The organism is Alteromonas sp. 5NS40-0096 (genome assembly GCF_057544385.1).
Window position 1 is genome coordinate 310,760 of sequence record NZ_BAAJLQ010000005.1, and the last position, 24,400, is coordinate 335,159.

Annotated in this window: 28 protein-coding genes; 14 read left to right on the forward strand and 14 right to left on the reverse strand. The window is 46.5% G+C overall.

Going from position 1 to position 24,400, the window contains the following annotated elements:
- Positions 1-171: 171 nt before the first annotated feature.
- Entirely contained in the window at positions 172-1,320 is a 1,149-nt protein-coding gene (locus AC27G9_RS16410) for an S-(hydroxymethyl)glutathione dehydrogenase/class III alcohol dehydrogenase (protein WP_487075551.1), read from the forward strand.
- Positions 1,321-1,441: 121 nt separating this feature from the next.
- On the opposite strand, the gene tmpT is transcribed toward AC27G9_RS16410, so the two are convergent.
- The 3 genes from tmpT to AC27G9_RS16425 are packed head-to-tail and all read right to left on the reverse strand — an operon-like array spanning position 1,442 to position 2,919.
- Complete coding sequence (tmpT, locus tag AC27G9_RS16415; protein ID WP_487075552.1) at positions 1,442-2,086, reverse strand: thiopurine S-methyltransferase; 645 nt, start codon at positions 2,084-2,086, stop codon at positions 1,442-1,444.
- Between the two features lie 53 nt (positions 2,087-2,139).
- Entirely contained in the window at positions 2,140-2,571 is a 432-nt protein-coding gene (locus AC27G9_RS16420) for an acyltransferase (protein WP_487075553.1), read from the reverse strand.
- 18 nt (positions 2,572-2,589) lie between these two features.
- A complete protein-coding gene (locus tag AC27G9_RS16425) occupies positions 2,590-2,919 on the reverse strand; it encodes a gamma-glutamylcyclotransferase family protein (protein WP_487075554.1) in 330 nt (109 codons plus the stop codon).
- Between the two features lie 174 nt (positions 2,920-3,093).
- Between AC27G9_RS16425 and AC27G9_RS16430 the strand changes: the two genes are divergently transcribed.
- Complete coding sequence (locus tag AC27G9_RS16430; RefSeq protein WP_487075555.1) at positions 3,094-4,404, forward strand: Na+/H+ antiporter NhaC family protein; 1,311 nt, start codon at positions 3,094-3,096, stop codon at positions 4,402-4,404.
- Here the strand turns inward: AC27G9_RS16430 and AC27G9_RS16435 are convergent.
- The 4 genes from AC27G9_RS16435 to AC27G9_RS16450 form a co-directional block, all read right to left on the reverse strand.
- Positions 4,401-4,937 (reverse strand): DUF924 family protein, encoded by a 537-nt coding sequence (locus AC27G9_RS16435; protein ID WP_487075556.1) that lies wholly within the window; start codon positions 4,935-4,937, stop codon positions 4,401-4,403. The genes AC27G9_RS16430 and AC27G9_RS16435 overlap by 4 nt on opposite strands.
- A gap of 64 nt (positions 4,938-5,001) precedes the next feature.
- The gene (locus AC27G9_RS16440) at positions 5,002-5,442 is read right to left on the reverse strand and encodes a hypothetical protein (RefSeq protein ID WP_487075557.1); all 441 of its coding nucleotides are present in this window, start codon (positions 5,440-5,442) and stop codon (positions 5,002-5,004) included.
- A gap of 68 nt (positions 5,443-5,510) precedes the next feature.
- Positions 5,511-6,005, reverse strand: a complete 495-nt coding sequence (locus AC27G9_RS16445; RefSeq protein ID WP_487075558.1) for a hypothetical protein — start codon at positions 6,003-6,005, stop codon at positions 5,511-5,513.
- Between the two features lie 32 nt (positions 6,006-6,037).
- A complete protein-coding gene (locus AC27G9_RS16450; protein WP_487075559.1) occupies positions 6,038-6,706 on the reverse strand; it encodes an alpha/beta hydrolase in 669 nt (222 codons plus the stop codon).
- 220 nt (positions 6,707-6,926) lie between these two features.
- Between AC27G9_RS16450 and AC27G9_RS16455 the strand changes: the two genes are divergently transcribed.
- From AC27G9_RS16455 to AC27G9_RS16470, 4 genes are read left to right on the forward strand one after another with little or no spacing between them, the layout of a single operon-like run.
- On the forward strand, positions 6,927-8,225 hold the full coding sequence (locus AC27G9_RS16455; RefSeq protein WP_487075560.1) for an efflux RND transporter periplasmic adaptor subunit: 1,299 nt from the start codon (positions 6,927-6,929) through the stop codon (positions 8,223-8,225).
- A 44-nt stretch (positions 8,226-8,269) separates the two neighbouring features.
- The gene (locus tag AC27G9_RS16460; protein ID WP_487075561.1) at positions 8,270-8,968 is read left to right on the forward strand and encodes an ABC transporter ATP-binding protein; all 699 of its coding nucleotides are present in this window, start codon (positions 8,270-8,272) and stop codon (positions 8,966-8,968) included.
- Positions 8,969-8,976: 8 nt separating this feature from the next.
- Positions 8,977-10,290: an ABC transporter permease gene (locus AC27G9_RS16465; RefSeq protein ID WP_487075562.1), complete on the forward strand. Its 1,314-nt coding sequence runs from the start codon at positions 8,977-8,979 to the stop codon at positions 10,288-10,290.
- 12 nt (positions 10,291-10,302) lie between these two features.
- Positions 10,303-11,529: an ABC transporter permease gene (locus AC27G9_RS16470; RefSeq protein ID WP_487075563.1), complete on the forward strand. Its 1,227-nt coding sequence runs from the start codon at positions 10,303-10,305 to the stop codon at positions 11,527-11,529.
- A 41-nt stretch (positions 11,530-11,570) separates the two neighbouring features.
- Here AC27G9_RS16470 and AC27G9_RS16475 read toward each other — a convergent pair whose 3' ends face one another.
- Positions 11,571-11,963: a PAS domain-containing protein gene (locus tag AC27G9_RS16475; protein WP_487075564.1), complete on the reverse strand. Its 393-nt coding sequence runs from the start codon at positions 11,961-11,963 to the stop codon at positions 11,571-11,573.
- A 161-nt stretch (positions 11,964-12,124) separates the two neighbouring features.
- Here AC27G9_RS16475 and AC27G9_RS16480 point away from each other — a divergent pair, with 161 nt between their 5' ends.
- Positions 12,125-12,727, forward strand: a complete 603-nt coding sequence (locus tag AC27G9_RS16480) for a hypothetical protein (protein ID WP_487075565.1) — start codon at positions 12,125-12,127, stop codon at positions 12,725-12,727.
- Here AC27G9_RS16480 and AC27G9_RS16485 read toward each other — a convergent pair.
- The 4 genes from AC27G9_RS16485 to AC27G9_RS16500 all read right to left on the reverse strand — a co-directional run bounded on the left by AC27G9_RS16485 (position 12,708) and on the right by AC27G9_RS16500 (position 14,763).
- Positions 12,708-13,385 carry a haloacid dehalogenase type II gene (locus AC27G9_RS16485; RefSeq protein WP_487075566.1) on the reverse strand — a complete coding sequence of 226 codons (678 nt, stop codon included), beginning with the start codon at positions 13,383-13,385 and terminating at the stop codon, positions 12,708-12,710. The genes AC27G9_RS16480 and AC27G9_RS16485 overlap by 20 nt on opposite strands.
- Positions 13,386-13,456: 71 nt before the next feature.
- The gene (locus AC27G9_RS16490; RefSeq protein WP_487075567.1) at positions 13,457-13,984 is read right to left on the reverse strand and encodes a protein tyrosine phosphatase family protein; all 528 of its coding nucleotides are present in this window, start codon (positions 13,982-13,984) and stop codon (positions 13,457-13,459) included.
- Positions 13,985-14,083: 99 nt separating this feature from the next.
- Positions 14,084-14,470: a tautomerase family protein gene (locus tag AC27G9_RS16495; protein ID WP_487075568.1), complete on the reverse strand. Its 387-nt coding sequence runs from the start codon at positions 14,468-14,470 to the stop codon at positions 14,084-14,086.
- Positions 14,467-14,763 (reverse strand): hypothetical protein, encoded by a 297-nt coding sequence (locus AC27G9_RS16500; protein WP_487075569.1) that lies wholly within the window; start codon positions 14,761-14,763, stop codon positions 14,467-14,469. Before AC27G9_RS16500 ends, AC27G9_RS16495 begins: the two co-directional genes overlap by 4 nt.
- Positions 14,764-14,988: 225 nt before the next feature.
- Between AC27G9_RS16500 and AC27G9_RS16505 the strand changes: the two genes are divergently transcribed.
- Together AC27G9_RS16505 and AC27G9_RS16510 are read left to right on the forward strand one after the other, a co-directional pair.
- The gene (locus AC27G9_RS16505) at positions 14,989-16,347 is read left to right on the forward strand and encodes a YcjX family protein (protein ID WP_487075570.1); all 1,359 of its coding nucleotides are present in this window, start codon (positions 14,989-14,991) and stop codon (positions 16,345-16,347) included.
- A 9-nt stretch (positions 16,348-16,356) separates the two neighbouring features.
- Positions 16,357-17,259 carry a DUF697 domain-containing protein gene (locus tag AC27G9_RS16510; protein WP_487075571.1) on the forward strand — a complete coding sequence of 301 codons (903 nt, stop codon included), beginning with the start codon at positions 16,357-16,359 and terminating at the stop codon, positions 17,257-17,259.
- Positions 17,260-17,303: 44 nt separating this feature from the next.
- Here AC27G9_RS16510 and AC27G9_RS16515 read toward each other — a convergent pair whose 3' ends face one another.
- Positions 17,304-18,128, reverse strand: a complete 825-nt coding sequence (locus AC27G9_RS16515) for a DUF2306 domain-containing protein (RefSeq protein WP_487075572.1) — start codon at positions 18,126-18,128, stop codon at positions 17,304-17,306.
- A 177-nt stretch (positions 18,129-18,305) separates the two neighbouring features.
- Here AC27G9_RS16515 and AC27G9_RS16520 point away from each other — a divergent pair, with 177 nt between their 5' ends.
- The 5 genes from AC27G9_RS16520 to AC27G9_RS16540 all read left to right on the forward strand — a co-directional run bounded on the left by AC27G9_RS16520 (position 18,306) and on the right by AC27G9_RS16540 (position 24,053).
- Positions 18,306-19,364 carry a helix-turn-helix domain-containing protein gene (locus AC27G9_RS16520; RefSeq protein ID WP_487075573.1) on the forward strand — a complete coding sequence of 353 codons (1,059 nt, stop codon included), beginning with the start codon at positions 18,306-18,308 and terminating at the stop codon, positions 19,362-19,364.
- A 115-nt stretch (positions 19,365-19,479) separates the two neighbouring features.
- Complete coding sequence (locus AC27G9_RS16525; protein ID WP_487075574.1) at positions 19,480-22,251, forward strand: putative Ig domain-containing protein; 2,772 nt, start codon at positions 19,480-19,482, stop codon at positions 22,249-22,251.
- A gap of 166 nt (positions 22,252-22,417) precedes the next feature.
- The gene (locus tag AC27G9_RS16530) at positions 22,418-22,864 is read left to right on the forward strand and encodes a hypothetical protein (protein ID WP_487075575.1); all 447 of its coding nucleotides are present in this window, start codon (positions 22,418-22,420) and stop codon (positions 22,862-22,864) included.
- Positions 22,865-23,008: 144 nt separating this feature from the next.
- A complete protein-coding gene (locus AC27G9_RS16535) occupies positions 23,009-23,347 on the forward strand; it encodes a PadR family transcriptional regulator (RefSeq protein WP_487075576.1) in 339 nt (112 codons plus the stop codon).
- On the forward strand, positions 23,340-24,053 hold the full coding sequence (locus AC27G9_RS16540) for a hypothetical protein (protein WP_487075577.1): 714 nt from the start codon (positions 23,340-23,342) through the stop codon (positions 24,051-24,053). The genes AC27G9_RS16535 and AC27G9_RS16540 overlap by 8 nt, the downstream gene beginning before the upstream one ends.
- Before the next feature lie 88 nt (positions 24,054-24,141).
- On the opposite strand, the gene AC27G9_RS16545 is transcribed toward AC27G9_RS16540, so the two are convergent.
- Positions 24,142-24,393, reverse strand: coding sequence for a hypothetical protein (locus AC27G9_RS16545; protein WP_487075578.1), 252 nt, complete (start codon positions 24,391-24,393; stop codon positions 24,142-24,144).
- Positions 24,394-24,400: the final 7 nt, after the last annotated feature.

Genomic DNA, 24,400 nt, shown 5'->3' on the forward strand with positions numbered 1-24,400 from the left:
CACTGCGATAGTGTCTTCTACATTATTACATATATGTAAAACTGTATTTCAAAATGCTTGGATTATCAATCATGTGTAACGGCGCTACACTTGACGCCAACAAGATCCAATCTCCAACTTTCCCGATTCAGTCATGTTTGATTGTTCGGAAAAACCAAAAAGGAAAAAGCGGTGTCACTCGATATTAAACCTGACCAAGAGTTCATCAAGTCAAAAGCGGCGGTAGCATGGGCTGCTGGCGAGCCTCTGAAAATGGAAGAGGTAGAGGTGCAACTACCGAAAAAGGGAGAAGTGCTAGTACGTATTGTTGCCACAGGTGTTTGTCATACTGATGCTTTCACATTGTCTGGTGATGACCCTGAGGGGATTTTTCCTGCTATTTTGGGCCATGAAGGTGGTGGGATTGTTGAAATGGTCGGAGAAGGTGTGACAAGTGTTGAAGTTGGCGATCACGTTATTCCCCTTTACACCGCAGAATGTGGCGAATGTAAGTTTTGTAAATCTGGGAAAACGAATCTCTGCCAAGCCGTTCGTGAGACCCAAGGTAAAGGTTTAATGCCAGATGGAACCACGCGTTTTTACAAGGATGGCAAACCAATTTATCACTATATGGGATGTTCTACTTTCTCTGAGTTCACCGTGCTACCAGAGATTTCGTTGGCGAAAGTGAGTAAAGATGCTCCACTCGAAGAAATTTGCCTTTTGGGGTGTGGTGTAACAACGGGCATGGGAGCCGTGCTGAATACGGCGAAGGTCAAGGCTGGCGATACGGTCGCGATCTTTGGTTTAGGCGGTATTGGCCTTTCTGCCATTATTGGCGCGCGTATGGCAGGCGCAAGTCGCATCATAGGTATAGACATTAACGAAAGTAAATTTGAGCTTGCACGGCAGCTTGGTGCGACAGATTTAATTAATCCTCAACTCGCTGATAAACCCATTCAAGATGTGATTGTTGAAATGACAGACGGTGGGGTGGACTATTCGTTTGAATGTATCGGCAACGTGAATGTCATGCGTCAAGCGTTAGAATGTTGTCACAAAGGTTGGGGAGAATCCGTCATTATCGGTGTCGCGGGTGCCGGACAGGAAATTTCCACTCGACCGTTCCAACTTGTTACGGGCCGCGTATGGCGTGGAAGTGCTTTCGGCGGTGTAAAAGGACGTTCACAGCTGCCTGAAATCGTAGAGCGCTATATGGCAGGTGAATTTGGCTTACAAGAGTTCATTACCCATACAATGGGGTTAAAGGATATCAACGAGGCTTTTGACCTGATGCACGAAGGAAAAAGTATCAGAAGCGTAATCCATATGAGCGAATAACCTGCTAGAGAGCACTGCGACCTCAAGCGTGGCAGTGCGATATCTGGCGTCACTCACTTGTGTATTGAATGTATCTTGAAGGACTTGCTCCATAGAGGAGAGAGTAACCGTGAGGCGCTCGCTACAACGGCATGAGTGCGAAAACACACTCTTGTGCTGGGCATTTCCCTTTCATTCCACCCTCTACATCTGCGGTTTGCAGTAAGGCTATGGAAAAGCGATTGTCATAGTATTGGGCGACGTCAGTTTGCGAGATTGAAAAGGGTGGCCCACCCGCTAGGCGTTGATCATATTCGAACGTAACTAATAGTTGCGGGCATTGATAGTCGGAGCAAACCTTGGTCATAAGACTCACATAATCTAAGCGCATATCTACAGGAAGTGCTACCAAAGCGGCACGGTCGTAGACAGCGGCAATACTGCCTATCTCAGCGATGGGCAATTGAAAAATATCACCTACCCATATATCGATGTTTGGGCCCTGGTACAAACGCATTTCGCTGTGTTCAGTCACGGTGGGAGTAATGTCGAGCTCTTCAAACAGTTGAACGATAGCGTCTTCAACTAATTCAACCCCGACTACATAATACCCCTTTGCTAGTAGCCAGTGAATGTCGATGGTTTTGCCACACATAGGCACAAATACCCGTGAGCCAGTGGCAATGTTCAAGTGTGAGAAATTGTTGGTTAAGAGTGGATTGGCGCTGGGTAAATGAAACCCGATTTGATTGACCTGCCACCTATGCTGCCAAAATGCTGCTTCCACTCCTGTCTCCTATTCGATGGGATAATCATTCTGGCGGTAGGCTACCACTGGTACTACTGACTCACAACCAAAACTGCTTCCAAAGACGCACCAATTAAGACTGAATTAATGATTGCTCTGAATAGCCACGGCAAAGCGCTATACGATAGCTTGAGAGCTTGTGTTAACACAATCACCAATGCCATTACACCGAACCAAGGTGTGAAGACCACATAGACAGTTTGCTTAACCAAAGAAATTGCCAAATCATGAAGGGCGCCACTGACAACGAATGTCAATATCAGTGCTACCGAGGGAGGAAGGAGTTTGAGTAGTGGCCGCTGAATGTAACGGGCAAGGTAATAACCCCAAATGGGATTCCAATACAGCCAGAACTCGGCAAATGTACCCGCACCCAGCGAATAGCGCAGCATATTTGGCAGAGATCGATTATCCCCCAGCGGTACGCCGTTGCGTCTTTTTACATACTGTCTCAAAGAGATCATAGCTCAGGCCTTACCGCATTAGCGATTCAGTGCGTAAATATAAGCTTGGTAATTATCTGCGTTTTCCATATCTACTTCGACCAATGTGCGCGTATATTCGCTACCCTCAAAATCATCGAGTTGTTGCCAATGCGCGCTGAGGTTGTTTGAAACAAAGATGTGCCCTTCAACCCATTCTCCATCCTGGGCGGGGATAATGGCGGGACAGCCTTGTTCTGCACCCCAACCTTCATTGACAAGATGGCCTTTTACTCGACCCGCAAACCATTCACCACCGATGGCTAACATGATGTGTTCATTGGGTTTGCCTGGCCCTAATGTACCGTATACGAATAATGCATCTGACATAGTTTGCCTTTGTTCCTTCTGGTTATAGCTGTCATCATCATGACTTTACGCCACTACAACAAATTGGCAAGTTGCTTCGCTCTTAATGTGGTTGCAATATAAATTCTTGTAATCACTGCATTAGTCATTAAGCTGCACGTTTTATTATAAAAAAACTTTGGGTAAGGAGTTAAAGTGGAGAACACATCCAGTGCTAATTTTTGGGGATTGACCCCGATATTATTGTTTGTCTGCCTGGTTGTAGCCACGGGCTTCATTACCGATACGATTACCGCCATGCCCATACTGGTGGCGTTTTTCATCAGTGCCGGTTTTGCATTATTGCTTAATCCGAAAGGGGAAAAACTGTCAACAAGTGAGAAAATCCAACTGTTTTGCCAAGGTGGCGGCGAAAAGAACATCATTTTATTGGTATTTATTTTTTTATTGGCAGGGGCTTTTTACGCGTTAACTATCGATATCGGTGCACGTGATGCCACGGTGAATATGGCGTTGCAATTTGTACCTACGAGTTTGATTTTACCCGGCCTATTTTTGATTTGCTGCTTTATCTCTTTCGCGATGGGAACCTCCATGGGGACTATTACTTCCCTATCACCCATAGGGGTGGGACTGGCAGAAAGTTTAGGTATTCCGATTCCTTTGGCTTTGGGGATTGTGGTAGGGGGAGCCATGTTTGGCGACAACTTATCGTTTGTCTCGGATACTACGATTGCCGCAACTCGCAGTCAGGGCGTCAAACTCACGGATAAATTCAAAGCTAACTTGAGTATCGCAATACCGGCTTCGGTTATCACCCTCGGTATGTTGTTATTTGTGGATGTGAACAACGCTGAATCTATCCAAACCACCAGTTACGAGTTTTCTCGTATTCTTCCTTACCTCGTTATCATCGTTTCAGCCCTAGCGGGGCTTAACGTCATTGCGGTATTGGCGTTAGGCATTGCCAGCGCTGCGACGGTCGGCGTCTTTGAGGGGGTATTTACCTTTTTAACGATGCTGCAAAGTATTCAAAAGGGTATGGGATGGATGCAGGAACTCGCTATGATCGCGATTACCATTGGTGGAATCGTAGCCTTGATGCATCGATATGGCGGAATGACCTGGCTGATTAACACGCTTACTAAGCGGGTAAAAAGCCGCCGTGGCGCCGAGTTTAGTATTGCCGGCTTGGTGAGTTTTCTCGATGTGTCGACAGCAAACAATACCATCGCTATTGTCGCCGCGGGCCCCATTGCCAAAGACTTAAATGAGGAGTACCAGGTAGACCCACGTCGCACGGCTAGCTTGCTAGATGTATTCTCTTGTGGGTTTCAAGGTTTGGTGCCTTATGGTGCGCAGCTGCTCAGTGCTGCTGCAATTGCAGGCATATCGCCGTTGGCTATTTCGCCGTATTGTTGGTATCCAATGCTGATATTGGCGTTTGGCGTGATAGCCATCGCTATCAATCAACCCAAATTCCGGTCTGTCGCCACATCGGATTAAAAACCTGAATTTGGCTGCTGCAAAAAGGCCTTTTCTTCATCCGTAGAAGGCCGACCTAAGATATCATTGCGGTGTGGGTAGCGCCCGAATCGGTCAATAATGGCTTTGTGTTTTTGCTCAAACTCGAGGCCGTTTGGATCGCCTAACGCTGCAAACAGCGTCAAAGCGTGTTCGTGTATTACTGTTGATTCACTGTGCATGTATGGCATGTAGAGAAAATAGCACTCGTCTTGAGACAGCTCATAATCCAATCCTTTATCGACGGCGTGCTGTGCCAGTGTCAGCGCAATGGTATCGAAAGCGAAAGCTTGTGGGGTGTCGCGATACATATTACGAGAAAACTGGTCGAGCAAGATAATCTCAGCGAGACTCCCTTTAGCCGAATGACGCCAGTGAAACAACTCACCTTTTGCCGCTTTTGAATGTAAATGACCGAAGCGCTCAGTAATGACTGCGTCCAGTGCTTGGTCCTTTGCCCACCACTGTTGTGTAGTTAACTCTCGAAACCAAAAATCCAAAACGTGTTCGAACATTGCCTTGACCCGAAATTTACCGAGCTATCAGTGTAGACCATTCTTATTTTAATGTTGGTTGCTTTTATTTCGTTGTTTTTTGCGGTGCAGACTTGAGCGAGAGATAACCCAATTCTACTTGAGTTACGGCAAATCGCTCTAGCGGGCTCATACCCGTTTTAGATGTGCCTAATGCGACCAGAAAACAACATGGCGCTAAAATCAACACCATAGGTTGAAGACCAAAAGCGATCACACCGATACAATGCATTACCGCCGCAAACGACGCTACGGGAATCCGAGGTGCAAGTTCATAGGGGTGGCCAATAAACCTTGCGAAAAGCCCAATTAGTAAACTTGGCACTACCAGTAAAATGATGAAGGCTCCCCCAAGAGACGAGAACCAATAAAACAAAAAGCCCGCAGGAATGGATCCGCAAAGTGCGCCAACCGCTGTAAGTAGGGCGTTTTGCTTGTGATGCAACGCGTGGTAAGCGTCTAATGCTTGTGTTTGAGTGAACTGCATATCTCATCCTTGAGGATTCAGGATTACCCTAAGTATAGATTGACTTGACGATGCATCAAGTATGCGATTTATCTTATGGGCGGCGACCAATCAACGCAACGCTTTTTCCTGATTTTGATATTGGTCAATTGCAGAGGGAATGTGGCATTGGTGACGTCTTTCACGTTTACCGAAATGTACTTAAACGAAGGTTGATTTAAGGCGTCCTCAAATACAGGGTTGCTGCATATTTTGCTTATAAGTGAATCCTTAAAATGCATGGCTAAGAGTTTTCTGTCAAAGTCTTCGGCCAGTGCCGATGGGCGCCGATATTCGAAGTTAAGAACGGCCGACCTGTCATAATACCTTGCTTCTGTTAACAGTAGGCCTGCATCGGGGGTATCGGGCTGGTTAGAATGAAAATACACGCGTAATTCTTCTTCTAAAATCCGCATCTGTTGGCTCGAACTGGGTGCGAATAGAAACAGGCCTATGAATACCAAAGCAAACAAGTAAATAAACACCAGGATAAAGTTTTCTGAAAACCAAGTTTTCAGCTTGGCAATGTGCTGATTATTGCTCATAGGTCATTCACTCAACATATACAAAAGCGATACTATGGCATGATGCCTTGCTGTTCGAGCCACGCTTTCACAATACTTGTCCATGCATCATAAGGTTGGTAAAAAGCACCGTGTTCTTTTCCGGTGCTAATAGCATGTTCGGTAAAAGCGGATTCTACTGACTGTCGCTGTCTGACAAACTCGCAAGAGCCCACTTGATCAGAGGTTTCATAAATGGAAAGCACGTTTGCACGGAGTGCGACGTCGGGATTCTGTGAGATAAGGCCAGCACATCCCGCCAGCACGATTAAGTTGATGTCGCTATTGGCGACAATATCTGTCGCTAATATTGACAATGCCCCACCACGTGAAAAGCCCATCACTGCGATATGCTGTGGAGGTACCCCATTATCAAGCAACTGCTGAATTTCAGCGGCCAATTTTGCCGCGTAGCGTTTCGGAGCAATACCACTTGGTCTGTGTCGGGCAAGAAGGTGGTAGCTTGATGATAAAAAGTGAGTTTTGATGGCTGGAAAGTCATACTCACCCCATCGAGGGTGTACAGGGTTAGTATTGGTGCCCTCAACAATGAAACCATGAGAGTAAAACAAAAATTTATCGTTGGCATTGATTGTCGAAGGAAGATCTTCGCTAACACGTGGGTCTGAAAAACTTGCCTTTGAAAAGGCTAAAAAAGCGATGAGTAGTATGAATTGACGCATGGTTGTCCCTGTTAAGTCGAAGATGTGTCCCTGTTGTTACACTTTTTTCTGAAAAAAACTGCACTACATTAACTGTATGATTTATTTGTATAAATACTGATTTTTTACCTCGTCTGGCGACGTAAAAGTGTAACGGCATAAAAAATATTGTACAGCCTTTAAACTCTTTTGTTGTTTGCTGCGACTAGATCTCTGATTGTTTTTATCTCAGGGATTTGTCATGAAAATTGAAGATACAAGTGGGCAAGATACCGTTCTTGCTCGTCCGAAAAATAATAAACCCATTATTCTGGTTGGCGCATTGGTCGTTGCTGCTGGGGTGTTGTTTGCCACACTGGCGCCAGCTGTAACCAATTGGTCTAGCGCCGACATGTCTGTTGCAAGAGATCGGCTACTCGTTGCCAGTGTGGAGCGTGGTGACTTCATACGAGACTTGTCGGTACAAGGCCGTGTGGTTGCGGCTGTGAGCCCGCGTCTGTATAGCCCTGCTCAAGGCACCATTACGTATAGGGTGGATGCGGGCGATGCCGTTGAGATAGGGCAAGTACTAGCAACCATTGAAAGCCCAGAACTCACCAATCAGCTCAAGCAAGAGCGCGCGAGCTTTGAAGAGCTGAAAATGGCACTAGATAGGGAGAAGATTAAGTCCAAAAAACAACGTCTTGAGGACCAAAAAGCCGTGGATTTGGCCAAGGTTGCACTGATAGCGGCAGAACGAGAAAAGCGTCGAGCGGATAAGGCCTATGAGAGTAAATCCATCAGCCAAATAGACTATGAAAAGGCTCAAGATGACCTTGAAAATGCCAAACTTGTTCATCAACACGCCGAGCAAGACGCACAGCTCAACAAAGAGAGTTTAGCGTTTGAAGTGCAAACTCGTGAGTTACAAGCTCAACGCCAATCTTTGTTAGTCGAAGAGCTGACCCGCAAAGTCAACGAACTTACGGTGACCTCACCTGTTACTGGTTTGGTCGGTAATTTGACCGTAGAGCAAAAAAACCAAGTAACGCAAAATCAACCAATTCTGAGCGTAGTGGATTTATCTGAGTTCGAATTAGAAGTCCAGATCCCAGAGAGTTACGCCGATGACCTGTCTATAGGAATGGATGCTGATGTCACCCTCAATGGCAAACCGCACCTCGCTAAACTGGTAACTATTTCGCCTGAGATCGAAAACAATCAAGTTACCGGTCGGGTGCGTTTTGCCACCCTCGATGAAAATGGATTACCGATAGTAGCTCCCACCGGATTACGTCAAAACCAGCGTTTGACCACCCGTATTTTGATGGAAAATAAAGCCGACGTACTCATGGTACAACGCGGGCAGTTCCTCGAAAGCGGCAGCGGCCGAATTGCCTATGTCATTCGCGACAATATCGCCTATCGAACCGCAATAAAAACGGGTGCTCGCAGTCTCGCCAATGTCGAGGTTGTAGCCGGCTTAGCGGCTGGTGACACCATAGTGGTTTCTGCGACCGACCAGTTCAAAGGCGCTGAACAAGTGCTAATCACTCAATAAAACTAACAATGTCATTGGCACAACGCCCTGACCAGGAGAACTCCATGTTTACTATGTCGAACATTAAAAAAGTGTTTCGCACAGATCTTGTCGAAACTCATGCGCTCAAAGACTTTAACTTACAAGTCGACGAAGGCGACTTCGTTGCGGTTACCGGCCCATCGGGCTCAGGAAAAACGACTTTCTTGAATATTGCTGGGCTATTGGAAACGTTTGATGGTGGCAAGTATGAATTAGATGGCCAGTGTGTGAGCCATTTGTCAGATAAAGCCAGAAGCAAAGTCAGAAATGAAAAAATTGGATTCATCTTTCAAAGTTTCAACCTGATCCCCGACCTGAACTTGTTTGACAATGTTGATGTCCCGTTGCGCTATCGCGGATTCAGTCGAGCCGAGCGCAAAGAGCGCATTGAACACAGCTTAGATGTCGTGGGCTTAGCCAATCGAATGAAACACTTACCGTCGCAGCTATCGGGTGGACAACAGCAAAGGGTGGCCATCGCTCGCGCACTGGCAGGCGAACCACGTTTTCTGCTGGCTGACGAACCTACAGGGAATCTCGATACTAAAATGGCCCACAGCGTTATGGGCCTTTTACAATCGATTAATGAGCAGGGCACAACCATAGTCATGGTCACCCACGATCCCGAATTGGCCCAGCAATGTAAACGCAATATCTTTGTGCGAGATGGCCAAGTCAGTGATCAATCTGACGCACCGATTCAACAATTGGCGAACGGCTAGGGGGCAATATGTTTGCATACTATTTGCGACTCGCGCTGAAAAGCATTAAGCGCAATGCCATCTTGTCGACGCTGATGGTGACGGCGATTGCGCTTGGTATCGGTGCGTGCATGACCACAATTACAGTGACCTATTTGATGTCAGCGGATCCGATCCCACAAAAGAGTGATCGTTTGTACTATGTTCAGTTAGATAGCTGGAGCCCTCACGATGCGGCTCGCGATCCCAACGATCCGCCAGACCAAGTCACCTGGACCGAAGCGAACAATCTAATGGCGGCCAAGTCGGCGTTTCGTCAAACGGCAATTTCATCATCAGGTGGTGTTATCGAACCCGACGACCCAGATGCAAAGCCTTTTATGGCCAGTATTCGTCTTGCGTTCGCGGACTTTTTCCCAATGTTTGACGCGCCTTTATTATATGGTTCGGGTTGGTCGAGCGAAGACGACGATAACCTCAGCCAAGTAGTAGTGTTGAGTAAACGTATTAACGACAGAGTATTTGGCGGTGAAAACTCGGTAGGTCGCAGTATTAAAATTGTCGGCCGCACTTTTACTGTCGTCGGCGTTTTAGATGAGTGGGTATTAGTGCCGCGATTCTATGACGTCACCACGGGCGCATTCGATGAAACCGAAGACGTCTTCATGCCTTTCAAATTGAAAAAGCCGTTAGAACTTAATTCAGGTGGTAACGTTAATTGCTGGAAAACGCCAGAAGGTGAGGGGTTCGAGGCATTTTTAAATTCTGAATGTGTGAACTATCAGTTTTGGGTGGAATTACCGTCAGACAGTGACCGTTTGGCATACATGAATTTTCTCGACAATTATGTCAACGAGCAAAAGTCTCTCGGACGTTTCCCGCGGCCGCTCAACAACCGTCTTTCAGACGTCATGGCCTGGTTGGAATATGAAAACGTAGTGGCCGATGATGCCCAGATTATGCTGTGGCTATCCTTTATGTTTTTGATTGTTTGTTTGCTCAATACCATAGGGTTATTGCTAGCTAAGTTTAATGGAAAAGCGTCGGAAATCGGGCTGCGACGTGCCGTTGGCGCATCCAAGCAAGACATCTTTATTCAATATCTCATCGAAACGGCATGTATAGGTTTAGCTGGCGGAATTGCTGGCCTTGGACTAGCTATGCTGGGGCTTGAAGGGATTAAGAGCTTATATGGTGAGTTTGTTCAGAACTTAGTCGGCTTGGATATCACGTTGGTCATGATAGCGTTCGGTTTGGCGTTAGTTTCCAGTATTGCCGCAGGCCTCTATCCAACATGGCGAGCATGTAACATTGCACCTGCCAGCCAACTCAAAACGCAATAGGGAGTGTAAGGTATGTTTAGTCGATTAGAAATTGGCCCTATTTTGCGAGCGATGACGCGAAACAAAGTGGGTGCCATACTCATAGCAATCCAGATTGCTGTGACCATGACAATTATCGTTAATGCCATTTTTATCATTAATGAGAGAAGCGAGTTAATGGGCCGTGCAAGTGGCGTTGACGAAGCCAATAGCTTTTATCTCACAAGTACTGGTTTTGCTACGGATTTCAATGCGAAAACCGTGGTTCAAGAAGACCTAAATACGATTCGTCAAACCCCGGGCGTTAAAGATGCTGTGCAAATCAATGCCATTCCGATCAGTGGTGGTGGTTGGTCAATGAGCTTGCAAGTAGAACCCGGTGAAGGGAAAGACGATCAAAGTGCTGCTATCTACATGGTGGATGAGCACGGCCTTGAAGCATTGGATGTAGAATTGTTGGCAGGGGACAACTTTTTACCCACAGACGTGCGCTGGCGTGAGCCCTCAGACAGTAAGTGGGCGAGCACGGCTATTATCACGCAAGCACTGGCAGAAGCGTTGTTTCCCGATATTCCCTTCCAACAAGTTGTGGGTAAAACCATTTATATTAGCGAAGTACAGCCCATTTTGGTGAAAGGCGTTATCGACAAATTGCAGGCACCTTGGGTAGGGTGGAGCAGCCTTGAACAGGCGATGCTTGCCCCAGAGCTTATGAACTTTACGTCGACACGCTATTATATTCGCACGGAACCGGGTATGCGTGACAAACTCATGCCGCAAATCGAAGATACGTTGGCGTCAGGGAACAAAGACCGCATCATTCGCAATATGAACTCGGTTGAAGAGACTCGCGAGCGCAGTTACCGTCAGCACAGTGCCATGATTAAAATCCTCACCACGGTGATGGTGATTTTAACCATAGTGACGGGGTTGGGTATCGTTGGCTTAGCGAGTTTCAGCGTCAGTCGTCGCAAGAAACAAATCGGCACGCGTCGCGCGTTGGGTGCAAGCCAAACTGATATCGTGCGTTACTTCTTGATTGAAAACTTTATGATCACTTCAGTTGGCGTTTTGTTGGGGGCGGCTATGACGGTCGGACTCAACATCATCCTGGTGAATAACTTTGAAATGGACACCATTGATTGGACATACATCCCTGTGGGGATGATTGTGCTGTGGTTGGTTGGTCTTTTTGCCGCATTTGGCCCAGCCAAAAAAGCCGCCAGTATTGCCCCTGCGATAGCAACTCGAACCGTGTAAAACCGAAAAGCAGGCTTCCAGAAGCCTGCTTTTTCACTCGGCTATCCACACTGCCGCGCTTCTTTCCACAGTTTGTAATACGCGTCGTAAATTTCTTTTTCCACTTCCGTACCGTAGCACCGAGTATGAATGAACTCTCCGTGTTCCGAATACACGCTCGAGTTATAAATAATGTATTTGATGCCGTTTTTGGTCTGTACGATGGCTGGGTAATTTTTCAGTGTTTCCAGTTCAGTCAATCGCTCCATCATTTCTTGAAGACATTCTTTGTCCAACTGAAACTCCGAAACGTGATGGCCCACATATTCATCCTTGTTAAAGCCCATCGTCTCGAGCTCACATTGATTGGCGTACACCACAATGCCTTCAGGTGACACCGCATGGACACCCACAGAGGCATTTTCAATAAATTCAGCTGCGTCTTCTTGATACATTGCCTCTCACCTAGTTCACGGCCCTACTTTTACTATAGCAAAAGCTCGTTAAATCACAGGCAAACTCGGCCTCTATACACAGTATTGTGGGTTTCCATTTCAAAGACTGGTATTCTTCATTACGTAACATGTTGTTTTCAATTAAGAATAAAGAGATTTAGATGTTTTATGCCTTGATTACCATTGGCCTAATTGTTGTCAGTGCATTTGTTTTTTTACCGAGGTTTCGTACCGTCACTGAGCGCTATAGCCTTGGGGTGAATTTTTTTCTCACCCTTATCGCGACACTCGTTGGCGTGTTAATCGCTATTTTGATTTCAAACTATGAGCAAGCCAAAAAAGAGACGGCTGATGTAGTGAAGTTGTTGCACGCTTCTATTGCGTCTATCGAGACCTGTCATCAATACAGCGAGGCGTTGGTCGAATTCTATCAGGAGCTCGATGACAAGGACGCTTTAAAGCCACAATTTTACAGCAAGAATCCTCCGCCATATCCGGTGTATATCGATAGTTTGCTGACTCAAAATATCGTGAGCAAAAATCTTTCGGAAAGTACCTTGAGTGATCTAAATGAACTCGTTATCAATCTGCATCGTTCACGATCGCATCCAGCACTTTATATCAAAGTTCTTGAACAAATTGCCGCGTTGATTCGCTTTGAGATTCAATATCAACAAGGCGATATTTCTCAAACTGAGTTGGTCGATAAAGCCGGGACTTTAAAAAACCGGCTAGAGTTCAACGCTACGTTATTGGCGAATTGATAGAGGCGATGCCCGCCAGTGATGAAACGATTTTGGTGGGATTGACCCCCCAAGGGTCAAACACTTGAGATTCAGACCGCTTTACCCAAACGGTCTGAATATTACAGGCGTTGGCACCAATGACGTCAAAGGGGTTGCTCGAAATTAACCATGTATTGTCGGCAACGCTATCACGTCGACGCATGAGATAGTGATACACGTCCGGACTCGGCTTAAAGGTCCGCACATCATCAACGCTGATAATATCGTCAAAAAACTCAAGGATCTGAGCATGATTAAGCAATTGTTCGACGGCCTCTGCTGTGCCATTGGAGAAGGCACATAGCGTGACTCCTCTGGTCTGCAGCGTTTTCAATGCTGGGCGTACATCGTCAAACGGTGGCAGTGTTTGATAACTCGCCATTAACTCACGGCGCTGGGATGGCGATAACGGGGTTTTAAAATGCTGGCATGTGAAGTCTAAGGCTTGCTCAGTACACTGAGCAAAGCTGACATATTGATTCATCAAACCTCGACGAAAGGCATATTCTAGTTGCTTGTCACGCCATTGTGTCGAAAATGCGTTGGCATCAGTACCGACCATGGACGATAACGCCGCTACCACGCCGTGCGTGTTAATCAGCGTGCCGTAAACGTCGAAAGCGAGGGTAAGTGACATTGCTAATCCTGCTCAAATTGAAGACATCATTCCTTCATCTTAGTCGAACGGGGCGTCTCAACCTCTAAGACTTAGGGCGTATAGTGGGATTTTACTTTATCGATAAACGCTTGCCATGTTTCATCGGGTTGCCAAATCGCAAGCAAGTCTTGTTTTGCCTCTTGTTCATCAACGCCTAGTTGAGTGGTGCGATAGAGATAGGTAAAGACCGCACCACGCCAATTCAATTTGCAGTGTGTCAATGTAATACCAGTAGGCTCATTAAAACTGGCTTGCATCGCAGCGACATACTGTTGAAAGTTCGCTAGGGTTGGATTGTGCCAATCTACGGGGATATTGACGTAATTGAGGTTTAATTGCCGCAAAAAGTCAGCTTCTGCACTCCTATCGCCTGGGATTAGATCGATGACAGATGTGACGCCATTGGCTTTCAATAGCGCAAATTGGTCATTGGTAGGCAAGCCAGAACTTATCATTCGAGGCGAGTTAACTTGGTAGTTTTCAAGCTCGTCCAAAAGGTTGGGTTTTGCAGTCGCACTGGTATAGGTCGATACCATTATCAGCGCAGAAAATACGTAGCGTAAATAGGCATGCTTCATGGTTGTTATCTCTCTCAAATTTGCTTACGGGAGCTTGGCTCCCATGGCTAACCTTGTTTGTGTGTCGGTTATTAAGGTCGCAGGTTTGATACGTGTTTTTCAGACCTTGATCTTATAGGTTAGGTCATTCGCTTCATCGCCTGTCATACCCCGAAATCCCCATTGATACGGGGCCTGCTCTTGTATCGTGATCTCAATATCAACAGGTGAGATGTTAAGTGTCTTTTCTATATGTTCAAATAGGGCTTTAATTAATCGCTTTTGCGTGTCGGGCTCACGGCCTGCCATCATGTTGATTTCAATAACAGTGTACGCGTCGCTTCGACCTCCTGGGTAATAAAAATCGTCCTTGGACATAGGAAAAAAACGATGCGCTCGTTTGTCTTCGGGCATGCCCAACACCTTTTGCATACAATGGTGTATCGCATCCGATAACTGCGCCTTTATTGGGTTGAGATGGCTATCAATGCCATAGACCACTATCATGGCGCATCCTTATAGAGTTTTTTTGTCGCCTCACGCAGTTCTGCATGAGGTAAAAAATGGTCGGAAATCGTTAAAATAGCATGTACGTTATTGGCGAGTTTTGACGTGTCAATGTCGTCGGGCTTGAGCGCTGTTTGCAATAAGTGCAGTGCCATATCTGCCAACAAAAGGCGTTGCTTCTCCAACCATTGCGGGTCGCCCTTTTTGGCGAGGTTGGCCAGATAGTTTTCTTCCACTTTACTGTGCATATCCCAGCTGGTATCAATTAACGCCTGACGCGTTTCGGTATTCATTGCCTGTCCTTGTTTTCCATGCTCATTTGAGCGCTCTTGTCTATTGACCGTTATTGCGCGTTCAAGGTCAATAGTTTTGGTAAATACTCAGCCAGAGAAACTGGATAAAGGTGTAACAAACCGTAAACACGAGTTGTTTTTGACTGTGTTAATGACTATGTCTAGTTTATTGGTCAAACCTAAATAGCCTTAGTTAACTGAGATATGAGTCAATTGCTGAACAAAATGAAAAAACCGGTAAAAAAGTTGGCGCGCCTCGGCGTGGCTCAATTGGATGACTGGTTTTTGAAAGAAACACACAGGTTTACTATCACAGGGCTGAGTCGAAGTGGTAAATCTATGCTGTTTACGAGTTTGATGACAATTTTAAAGTATCGCAGCGAACACAATTATAACTGCCTCCCTCTTTTGGAATATTTACCTGTTGAACTTGTTGAGTCGATGCGAATAGAAGCTTTAGAGGGACATCAAGCGTTTCCGTTGGATGAGCATTTGGCTATGTTGGAAGCAGGGCAGTGGCCTTCACCTACTGAACACATTTTTGGGTTTAAGTTGATCGTCAGGCTAAAACAAACCAATCGACTAAAACAGTATGTGCTGCCCTATACCGATGTGGTGTTCGAATTTGTTGACTACCCTGGCGAGTGGATCACCGATTTACCCATGTTAAATAAAACGTATGAACAGTGGTCTGATTCGGCGTGGGCTCAACAGGCGAGTGACCCACAACTTGCTTTTGCCCAGCCATGGCATGAATTTGCGCGGCAATTTGATTTTGAGCAAGCACCGACAGAAGCTGCGATTCAAGCGTTGGTAGAGTGTTATCGAGGGTATTTAATCAATGCCAAGCAGGCGGGTTTATCGCTTTTACAGCCGGGTAGCTTTTTACTTGAGAACAGTGGTTTTGACTGGGGCGCTGGTGGCTTTACGCCCTTGCCGGCAAAAGTGACCAGTGACGTGTCTCATCCTTGGTTAGTGGCGTTTCAAGCTCGATATCAAGCTTTTCAAAATGAGTGGCTAACGACATTGAAACGAGATGTTTTTAAAGAGTGTGACAAACAGATTATCTTGGTCGACTTGTTTGCGGGGCTCAATCACAGTAAGCAGCACCTGTATCAGCTGAAAGAGACCTTAAGCCATCTAGCCGATACGTTTGTTTATGGCAATCCAAACTGGTTTAGTCGCAAAATTTTGCGCAAAAATGCGATTGCGAAAGTGGCATTTGTTGGCACTAAAATGGATTTACTGCCTCATAGCCAAAAGCGCAATATGCTATCGCTATTGACTCAACTCACCGAAGGCGCAAGGGCAAAATTCGCAGAACAATCTGTTGAATTTGAACATTTCTTGGTATCGGCAATACAAGCTACGGACAAAGGCAGCAATGAAAATGCCTTGCGATTTGTATCGTCACAAGGGCAATACATCGAAGCGGAGTTTGAGTCTATCCCCGCAACGCTTCAAGACATGGCCGCTGATGAGCACTTTCCCACCCTCGATGCGCATGTACCCAAAGACCACCTTGCCCGTATGTTAAACGGTCGAGGCTTGGACCGTTTATTTCAATTTTTGCTGGCGAACTAGGAGGCAAAAATGCACAACCAGACAGAATCACCTTATCGCGCCAAAATTACCCAAACGCCCGTCGAGCAACAACCCGAAAGCGTGGCTATGCCCGCCAAGTTACCCGATGAACCTTGGCAGTACGAACAGCGCCAAACTGGCATGGGATTGTGGGGGGCAACATTGTCATTGGGGATGGTATTCCTGTTTGGGTACATGATTTTTAGCGCGGTACAAAGCATAGTCACAGGGTTTGCCCAATACCCTATTGCGGCGTCTCTTTTAGGTACGGTCTTAGCGGGTTTCGTTGCCAGCTTGTTAGCGTTGATGACTCGTGAAGTGAAAGGCTATTTCCAAGTAAAAACATTTGTTAGCCCGAAACAGTCTATCGCCAGCATCGAGAAAATCAGTGATAGCCAAGCGTTGCGCCAAGCGCTGAAACAACACGCAGGACGTTTTACCCAAAACAGTTACGCTTATCGATGTTATACCCAGTTTGAATCGTCGCTCAACCGAGATATGTCTGCCACAGAGATCATGGGGTTGTATCAAACCCAAGTGCTTCAGGGTGTCGAAAGAAAAGCGAATGAAGTCTTGAAAAAAGAATCCATGATGGCAGGTACGGTAAGCTTTATCAGCCCTAATGCGTTGATACAAACACTGTCTATCGTATGGGTGAGCTTACGTACCATTCGCAGAGTAGCCCTGGTGTTTGGTTTAAGGCCAGCGACGCTAGGCAATTGGACTTTGCTAAAAGTACTAGCACAAAATGTGGCGGCGCAAAGTATTTTCGATATTGCTACCGATGAAATTACCAATCAAATCAGCGGTTCAATCAGCGCTAAACTTGTCGAGAATTCAGCAGAAGCGGTTGCGGCAGGCGCACTGAATGTGCGCTTGGGCAAGGCGTTAATCAGAATGTTAAAGGATTAACGCCCAACCATTAGTTGAGCGTTACTGATAACGAGCGATGATGGCTATGCTGATAAGGCGTTGATTGCCACACCTATTCTCGGTAACCACATGACAGTGATGGCTGCCGTTACGCCCACTAACGTGATAATCGCCCCCAGACTCATTGCGCCTACAACCCACCATTGTCGCCTAGAGTCATGTTGGCGTTTTGCCCAAAAATACAACTCGGCTAAACCCATCGGTAAAAGGTAGCAAGCGAAGGACAGTCCAATATCAGCAGGCCCATCAAGTGTTCGGTTATTGCCCAGCCCTTGGGTGGTAAGATACCACGCCATCAAGAACAAACGCAGTGTCCATACGGCATTGACCAAAAAGAAGGCGTGCACTGCCCAGCGCATATGTTGAGCGATATTCTTTTGTATGGCGTAACGCCAAGCATAATAAATCGCTACTATAATAAGTACTCCGTTAAGTGAAATTCCAATAGCACCAATATCGCTTAGTCTAGTCCCTCTAAGCCAAGTCAAATACAAACCACTAAGTGCGCCGAGCAAGCCTAAAGCCATAAACAGTCGGCCGTTGATTTTGTGCACGTTGGGATAGCGCGTTCGCAATGATGGCACTAGCTGCAACATACCTGAAGTACTCAGAATGGCAGCGCCGAAAATGTGCATCAGCAACATACCATTACCTGAAGTATCACCGTCCACATAACCGGTAATATGGGTGGATAAATTCATCTGCTCTAAGTGACCAGTGATCACCGGTAGCCCGTAACGAAATGCAATGTATATCGCAAACATTAGCTGCCCGGTTAAGGCAAAAAGAAACCACAGCTTCACACTGATGTTCAGCGCACGCAGTGGAGTAACCGCAATAGATGACATAATTTTTCCTTGTACATTCTTTCGTGTATTTCTCCATAGTGCTGATAAAACAAGGCCGAAACGCGCCGAATTCAGAATTCGGCGCACAAAAATGCTGTAACAAACCGATACATTTGTTGATTTGGTTAGCAGCAATTGTCATTGCTAAGATAGCGGCGTGATTGAGGAGATTCCGTTATGGGCTTAACCGAAAGTAACTTATTGCTGTTGTGCGTCAGTTTGGGCTTGATGATTGGCCAATTGATGGTGAAGCAAAAACAGCTTGTCCATATTTTGTTCGCTATCTTCTGTGGCTCAATTGCAATGACTGCGGCACAGCGATTGAGTGTTGACGCCATTGGCCACTATCACTATTTAATCGGCATGGGTGCGTGTGTAACGTGCAATGGTTCTTGGCTTATCACTCGCGCTCTGTTTCGCACCGACAACCCTATCAACAAAATTCACGTCCTGATTGCTGCGTTAATTGCGGTGCTTTTGATTAGCCGCCAAGGCTTGAGTTTCACAATGGCGAACTACGCCATTACAAGTGACAGCTTGGTTTTTGCCAAAGGCTTTATCCAAGAGGTGTTAACGCTGCTTTCCTCCACCATCATCGTATTGAGCTTTTGGGAAGGCTGCCGTGGCTGGTCAACGGCTTCGCCTCGAGATAAGATGCAGCGGGGCTTTTACCTCTCAGCCTTTGCGCTAGCGGTGAGTTCTGTGTCCTTGATAGCGCCGCAGCTACCTGCCGAGCTGTTCGATGGAAATTTGCGGGTTTGGCTGTCCTGTTACGCTGCATTGTTTATGATGCTGGTGGCGCAAATCCTAATCTTTTTGCGTACCCGGGGCACTGATTCGAATACAGTGAAAGCCGAAGATAGTCCCGTCGTCGAGCAAGCCATTAATCAGGAAGACATAAAACTCGCATCCGATCTGAAAGCGTGGCTCATCGATCAAAAGCATTATCTGCAAGCCAATTTGAAAGTTGCCGATGTCGCACGGGAATTGGGCGTATCTGAATATCGGGTTAGCCGAGTTCTGACCTCCCAACTCGACGCGAAGAATTTTAATCAATACGTCAATCAGTTTCGTATTGCTCATGCCAAATCACTGCTAAAAGATTCGGACAAGTCTCACTGGTCGGTGTTAGTCGTAGGGTTAGAAAGTGGGTTTGCTTCTGTGGGGCCTTTTACCCGTTCCTTCAAAGAATCAGTTGGCTGTACGCCTGGGCAATTTCGCAAATCTTTACATTAATATTTTACTGTCACAGCCGCTGTGATGATCTCAACTGACAAATCCTGTATATCTATTTGCACGACTTCTTGGTGCAAACGGGATTGCCATGCTGCTACCTTCAAAGAAATACATTATGTCGACGGGTATTGTCATCGTCACGGCTTTGATAGCGTTGTTTCAATATCAAGGGACTGACTCAGATAATCACACCGCATTCTCAAAAGAACCAATAGGGCTGTCACCTAAAGGCGCTGGGTACTTTTACTCTGCCAAGCGAGTCAACCTCAATAAAGAGGTTCTCCCTCAGCCGGCAATAACAGAAGCCGTGGCAAGAAAGCGGCGCTTTTTCTCTGCACAGCAAGCCAAAAATGTGGCCATGGAACAGTGGCAGTCAATCGGCCCATTTGACGTAGGTGGGCGAACACGAGCACTCACATTTAAGCCTGATAATCCCGACATCATGTTTGCTGCAGGTGTCTCTGGTGGTGTATTTAAGTCTGAAGACGCGGGTGCCTCGTGGCGTCCCGTGACTGACGATATCGAAAACTTAGCCGTAGTGACGTTAGCCATCCCCAGCGATTTCCCTGACATGATTTTTGCGGGCACCGGAGAAGGGCAGTATGTCGGCAGGCCGATAACCAGAAGCAGAGGGGTTGAGGGTAATGGAATTTTCGTCAGTGACGACGCAGGAGCATCTTGGTCAGCCATCGCATTGACTTTGGATAACCCTGATTTTCGATTTGTGAACCGAATTCGAGTGGGTCAAAGCAGCCATATCTTGGCAGCAACAGGATCAGGTATCTGGCGTTCCACGGATTTGGGGACGAGCTGGCAAAATGTCCTTGACCAACGCGACCGAGTGGGTGGTTGTCTCGAAATTGAGGTCAAGCCAGATGAACAAAATGTCATTATGGCCTCTTGCGGTAGTTTCCAAGCATCAGCCGTGTTTAGAAGTATCGATGGCGGAGATACATGGCAGGAAGTGTTGGCCGACGAAGACCAAGGCCGCACGTTAATCGCTTTTGCACCATCACAACCAGATACGGTTTACATGTTAGCTGCGCAAAACGAATTGGGAGCGATTCCGCATGCTTTAAAAGGCTTGTACCGCTCTGACGATGGTGGCGAAAATTTCCGTTTAGTCACGGATTTGAATTCGCCAAATCTCATTAGCCGTTTGTTACTATCCATGCCACTTACGGCGTTTAATTGCCCTGCGAATGAGTTCGACCAACAGCGTATTTTTGGTCAAGGTTGGTTCAGCAGCTTACTGACCATAGACCCAATTGACCACGAGCGTTTGTGGGTAGGGGCATTGGACTTGATGCGTTCGGATGACGGTGGCGAGACGTTTGGTATTGCATCTTACTGGTGGGCTAACCCACAATTTGGAGGTACGACAACACCAAGTTACGTGCACGCTGATCATCACTTAGTGGTGTTTCATCCCAATTATGATGGTGTGACTGAAACCCGGATGTTCAATGCCAACGACGGTGGTTTGTTTGTTACGTCTAACCCCAATGCCACAACATCCCAAGCGGCCTGTGATCCGCTAAGCAGCGATATCGTGTGGCGTAATACTAACAATGATTACGCAGTAAACCAGTTTTACCATGGCGATGTGTCGCCTGATGGCAGTATCGTGATTGGCGGTATGCAAGATAACGGTACTTACATGAGTGTTAATGGTGAAGCGTGGCAGCCAATTGGTGGAGGTGACGGCGCTTATGTGGCGTTTGATCCAACCGATTCTAGACAAGTGTATATTTCCTCACAGTTTGCCAACATCAACCGTTTAAATCTTGATGACCTAACAACGACGGATGTTAACGCTACGATTACTGAACGAGCGCCGTTTATCACGCCTTATCTGGTGGATCCCAACGAAGGCGAACGCTTGTTTTTGTCAGCCTCGTCATTGTGGCGAACGGATAATCGGGGGCAACAATGGCAGCCAATATCGACAGCGAATTACGACAATGTCGTGCTGGATTGGTTGTCAGCCATTGCGGTACAACCGAATGACTCTAATTACGTTTTAGCGGGTAGTAGTGATGGGTTTGTTTATCGGCACGATGCGGCGTTAAACGCAGACGCGACCTACGAAATGGCAAGAGAAAAGGTGTCTGACGGGTTTATATCATCTATCCACTACCATCTGTTCGACGCGCAAGTCGCCTTTGCCACGGTGTCAACCTTTGGCGAACCACACGTGCTGTACAGTAACAATAACGGCGTCAGCTGGCAGAATATCGACAGTGTGGGAGACAATGGCTTTCCGGATATCCCAGCTCACGATGTAATCAAAGCGCCTGAAGATGAATCGACATTATATGTTGCTTCGGATTTGGGGGTGTATGTGAGTCGAGATTTAGGACAAACGTGGCAACCGTTTGGTGCTGGTTTTCCAAATACACCCGTAGAAAAACTCGTTAGAGTGAGACAAAACAGACAAACCACCTTGTTTGCTTTCACCTATGGACGAGGCGCATTCAAGCTGACGTTGTCGGATGATGAGAACATAGCACCACAATTTGTCGGTGAGAGCGTAAGTATTGACCTTAATGAAGGTGAAGCACTCGCGGTAACGCTGGCCGATTTGTTCATTGATAGGAATCTCGATACGTTAACCTATTCGGCCTCGGGTTTGCCTTCTGGACTTGTACTCGGTGATGGTGCCGAGCTTTCGGGTAGCGTGGATACGGCGGGTAGTTACAGTTTTGAGCTTACCGCTACAGACGGTGAGCTAAGTGCGAATACTACGGTAAGCATACAGATTAATGAGGTTGTTGCCCCGCCAATACCGCCTGTGGATCCTCCGCCTTCAAGTTCTGGTGGTAGCCTAGAGTATTGGCTATTGATCCTCTGCGGTGGCTTTGCGATTGGACGGCGGGTAAAGTGATGCAAGGGTAAAAGGCGGCGAGGGCTGTTGGCTCTCGCTATCTTTTGTCCGTTGATAAAACACTGCTTAATCTATTTTGCTCAAAGCCGTGACGCCGCTGTGGTAGTCTTTGTGTCGGTTATCATCTTCTATTGTCTTATTTTTCAGTTTTTTAAGAGGTTTTCACATGTCAGTACACTCTATTCGCTCCTTAAACGTGTTGTTGTGTTGTGCAGGAGCGCTGGCGCTGACAGGTTGTGGGACCTCTCACCTGAATTGCGACACTGAGCACAATCAAAGCTTGTTCAAAGCCGCGGTGAATGAACTGGTGGGGGAATACATCGCGTCCAGTGAAACTCTCGATGCCACAGGCAAAACGGGGTTGATGCCAGAAATCACTATAAGAGAACACAATCAGTTCATCGTCGATATCAATGCGAAGAAGTGTGAGTACTTTATCGATGCGAGGTTTCCACATACCAAAGACGTAGTGGAAGATGTGATGCTGTCAGTGGTGTTTCGCAGTACAGGGACGAATGGTGAAACTCACGAACTCAGCGAGTTTACCATCGATCAGAGTGAAGGACTTCGGTTGGGTATGGCTGCGGTACAAAACGGTAAACGCGCCGACTAGCATGACAATGCACTGATCTTATACCATCCCATTTGGTTATGAATTTACATACGTTCGTATACCTATAAATTCCTACAATGTAGTAATAGACGTTGCAACTATATCTATCAATAACTACATTGTAGGAAAATTAAGGAGGTCACGATGAACCCAAAATCACTAGGCGAGTTTGAACATATCGTTTTGCTCGCATTATTGAAATTAGACTCCAACGCTTATGGTGCGGCGATACGCCAATTATTGCTGTCGGATATTGCTAGAGATGTGGCGCTAGGCGCGCTTTACTCAACATTGGAACGCATGGAGAAAAAAGGGCTGGTTGTGTCTAAACTTGGTGATGCGACTTCACAACGCGGTGGCCGACCAAAACGCTTTTTCACTGTTACTGCCGAAGGCAAAGCCGCTCTCAAACACACAAAGCAAGCCATGGATACAATGTGGGAAGGTGTTGCGCTTAAAGTCGAGGGCAATTGTTATGCATAATTTAAATACGCAAGCCGAACCGATGGGAACCCTACCCAAAATTGCGGTGTGGCTCTTATCGCGCCTCAGCAATCCCGCATATCGCGAAGAGTTAATAGGTGATATGGAAGAGGAATATCAAGACCGATCGCAAGCGGGCTTACAAACTTCAGCTTGGTTACTACGCCAAACTGCCTCAGCAATCTGGGATGGACAAAAAGCCATGGTGAAAACAACGCAATTTCTAAAGGCGCTGAGTATCATATTTTGTTTGATGTTACTGCCAACAATTATTGTATTTGTAGGGTGGCTATCGAATGTCAGTGAACCCTCTGAATACTTGTGGCAGTTGTTATTGGACGGTGAGATTCACACGATTGTGTTTAACAGTGAATTCTGGCAGTTAGCTTGGCATGAAAGTGGTATTAAACATTTGGAATTCGGTATGTTTATCAACATCCCGGCTATCCTGTGGGCCATGGTGTTTGCCGCTAGTACATACTTATACTTGAAAAATAGCCAACCCTCAGCCTGGGTCTTTAGTTTGTTCGCCCTAGCATTTTTAACCGTGCCTTATTTATTCGGATACGGCATCATCTCGGCGTTGACGCCAGAACCGAAAAAAGTTGGGCCAATACTGGCTTTCATGATGTTGGCGCCGTTTTGGACACTGCCGGTTTACGTTGGTTTTTTGTTCAAACAATATTCGAAAAAATATGACGTCTAGGCAAATACCTAAAACGCAATTGAATAGACCGAATACACCTTGCCCACAATACACCCATCAACCCAGTATTGTGGGCATGTTTGCCCATTCAAATACTGCCAGCTATCGCCCAGCGCAGTACTAGCATTAGCATAGCGATGACAATTGCGGCGACAACAAAATATTTGCCGATTTTTGCGTGTTTTTCTCTTTCAGTCGCGTTTTTGATATGGACTTGGCTAATGATTTCTTCATTGGTCATACCGACGCAATACGGGCAAGCAATGTCATCCTCATTGTAATGCATACCACATCGAGTGCACTTTTGGGTTCTCGGCTGAGACATTCCACTTGAGATCATAACAAAC

Bases quoted from the DNA above. Each gene is read 5' to 3' on its own strand.
- AC27G9_RS16460 (WP_487075561.1), top strand. From the start codon at position 8,270: ATGTTTACTATGTCGAACATTAAAAAAGTGTTTCGCACAGATCTTGTC.
- AC27G9_RS16485 (WP_487075566.1), bottom strand. From the start codon at position 13,385: ATGTCACTTACCCTCGCTTTCGACGTTTACGGCACGCTGATTAACACG.
- AC27G9_RS16425 (WP_487075554.1), bottom strand. From the start codon at position 2,919: ATGTCAGATGCATTATTCGTATACGGTACATTAGGGCCAGGCAAACCC.
- AC27G9_RS16515 (WP_487075572.1), bottom strand. From the start codon at position 18,128: ATGTCATCTATTGCGGTTACTCCACTGCGTGCGCTGAACATCAGTGTG.
- AC27G9_RS16455 (WP_487075560.1), top strand. From the start codon at position 6,927: ATGAAAATTGAAGATACAAGTGGGCAAGATACCGTTCTTGCTCGTCCG.
- AC27G9_RS16475 (WP_487075564.1), bottom strand. From the start codon at position 11,963: ATGTATCAAGAAGACGCAGCTGAATTTATTGAAAATGCCTCTGTGGGT.
- AC27G9_RS16470 (WP_487075563.1), top strand. From the start codon at position 10,303: ATGTTTAGTCGATTAGAAATTGGCCCTATTTTGCGAGCGATGACGCGA.
- AC27G9_RS16440 (WP_487075557.1), bottom strand. From the start codon at position 5,442: ATGCAGTTCACTCAAACACAAGCATTAGACGCTTACCACGCGTTGCAT.
- AC27G9_RS16525 (WP_487075574.1), top strand. From the start codon at position 19,480: ATGTCGACGGGTATTGTCATCGTCACGGCTTTGATAGCGTTGTTTCAA.
- AC27G9_RS16500 (WP_487075569.1), bottom strand. From the start codon at position 14,763: ATGAATACCGAAACGCGTCAGGCGTTAATTGATACCAGCTGGGATATG.
- AC27G9_RS16535 (WP_487075576.1), top strand. From the start codon at position 23,009: ATGAACCCAAAATCACTAGGCGAGTTTGAACATATCGTTTTGCTCGCA.
- AC27G9_RS16480 (WP_487075565.1), top strand. From the start codon at position 12,125: ATGTTTTATGCCTTGATTACCATTGGCCTAATTGTTGTCAGTGCATTT.
- AC27G9_RS16495 (WP_487075568.1), bottom strand. From the start codon at position 14,470: ATGATAGTGGTCTATGGCATTGATAGCCATCTCAACCCAATAAAGGCG.
- AC27G9_RS16505 (WP_487075570.1), top strand. From the start codon at position 14,989: ATGAAAAAACCGGTAAAAAAGTTGGCGCGCCTCGGCGTGGCTCAATTG.
- AC27G9_RS16465 (WP_487075562.1), top strand. From the start codon at position 8,977: ATGTTTGCATACTATTTGCGACTCGCGCTGAAAAGCATTAAGCGCAAT.
- AC27G9_RS16545 (WP_487075578.1), bottom strand. From the start codon at position 24,393: ATGATCTCAAGTGGAATGTCTCAGCCGAGAACCCAAAAGTGCACTCGA.
- AC27G9_RS16540 (WP_487075577.1), top strand. From the start codon at position 23,340: ATGCATAATTTAAATACGCAAGCCGAACCGATGGGAACCCTACCCAAA.
- AC27G9_RS16490 (WP_487075567.1), bottom strand. From the start codon at position 13,984: ATGAAGCATGCCTATTTACGCTACGTATTTTCTGCGCTGATAATGGTA.
- AC27G9_RS16520 (WP_487075573.1), top strand. From the start codon at position 18,306: ATGGGCTTAACCGAAAGTAACTTATTGCTGTTGTGCGTCAGTTTGGGC.
- AC27G9_RS16445 (WP_487075558.1), bottom strand. From the start codon at position 6,005: ATGAGCAATAATCAGCACATTGCCAAGCTGAAAACTTGGTTTTCAGAA.
- AC27G9_RS16530 (WP_487075575.1), top strand. From the start codon at position 22,418: ATGTCAGTACACTCTATTCGCTCCTTAAACGTGTTGTTGTGTTGTGCA.
- AC27G9_RS16450 (WP_487075559.1), bottom strand. From the start codon at position 6,706: ATGCGTCAATTCATACTACTCATCGCTTTTTTAGCCTTTTCAAAGGCA.
- AC27G9_RS16435 (WP_487075556.1), bottom strand. From the start codon at position 4,937: ATGTTCGAACACGTTTTGGATTTTTGGTTTCGAGAGTTAACTACACAA.
- AC27G9_RS16420 (WP_487075553.1), bottom strand. From the start codon at position 2,571: ATGATCTCTTTGAGACAGTATGTAAAAAGACGCAACGGCGTACCGCTG.
- AC27G9_RS16510 (WP_487075571.1), top strand. From the start codon at position 16,357: ATGCACAACCAGACAGAATCACCTTATCGCGCCAAAATTACCCAAACG.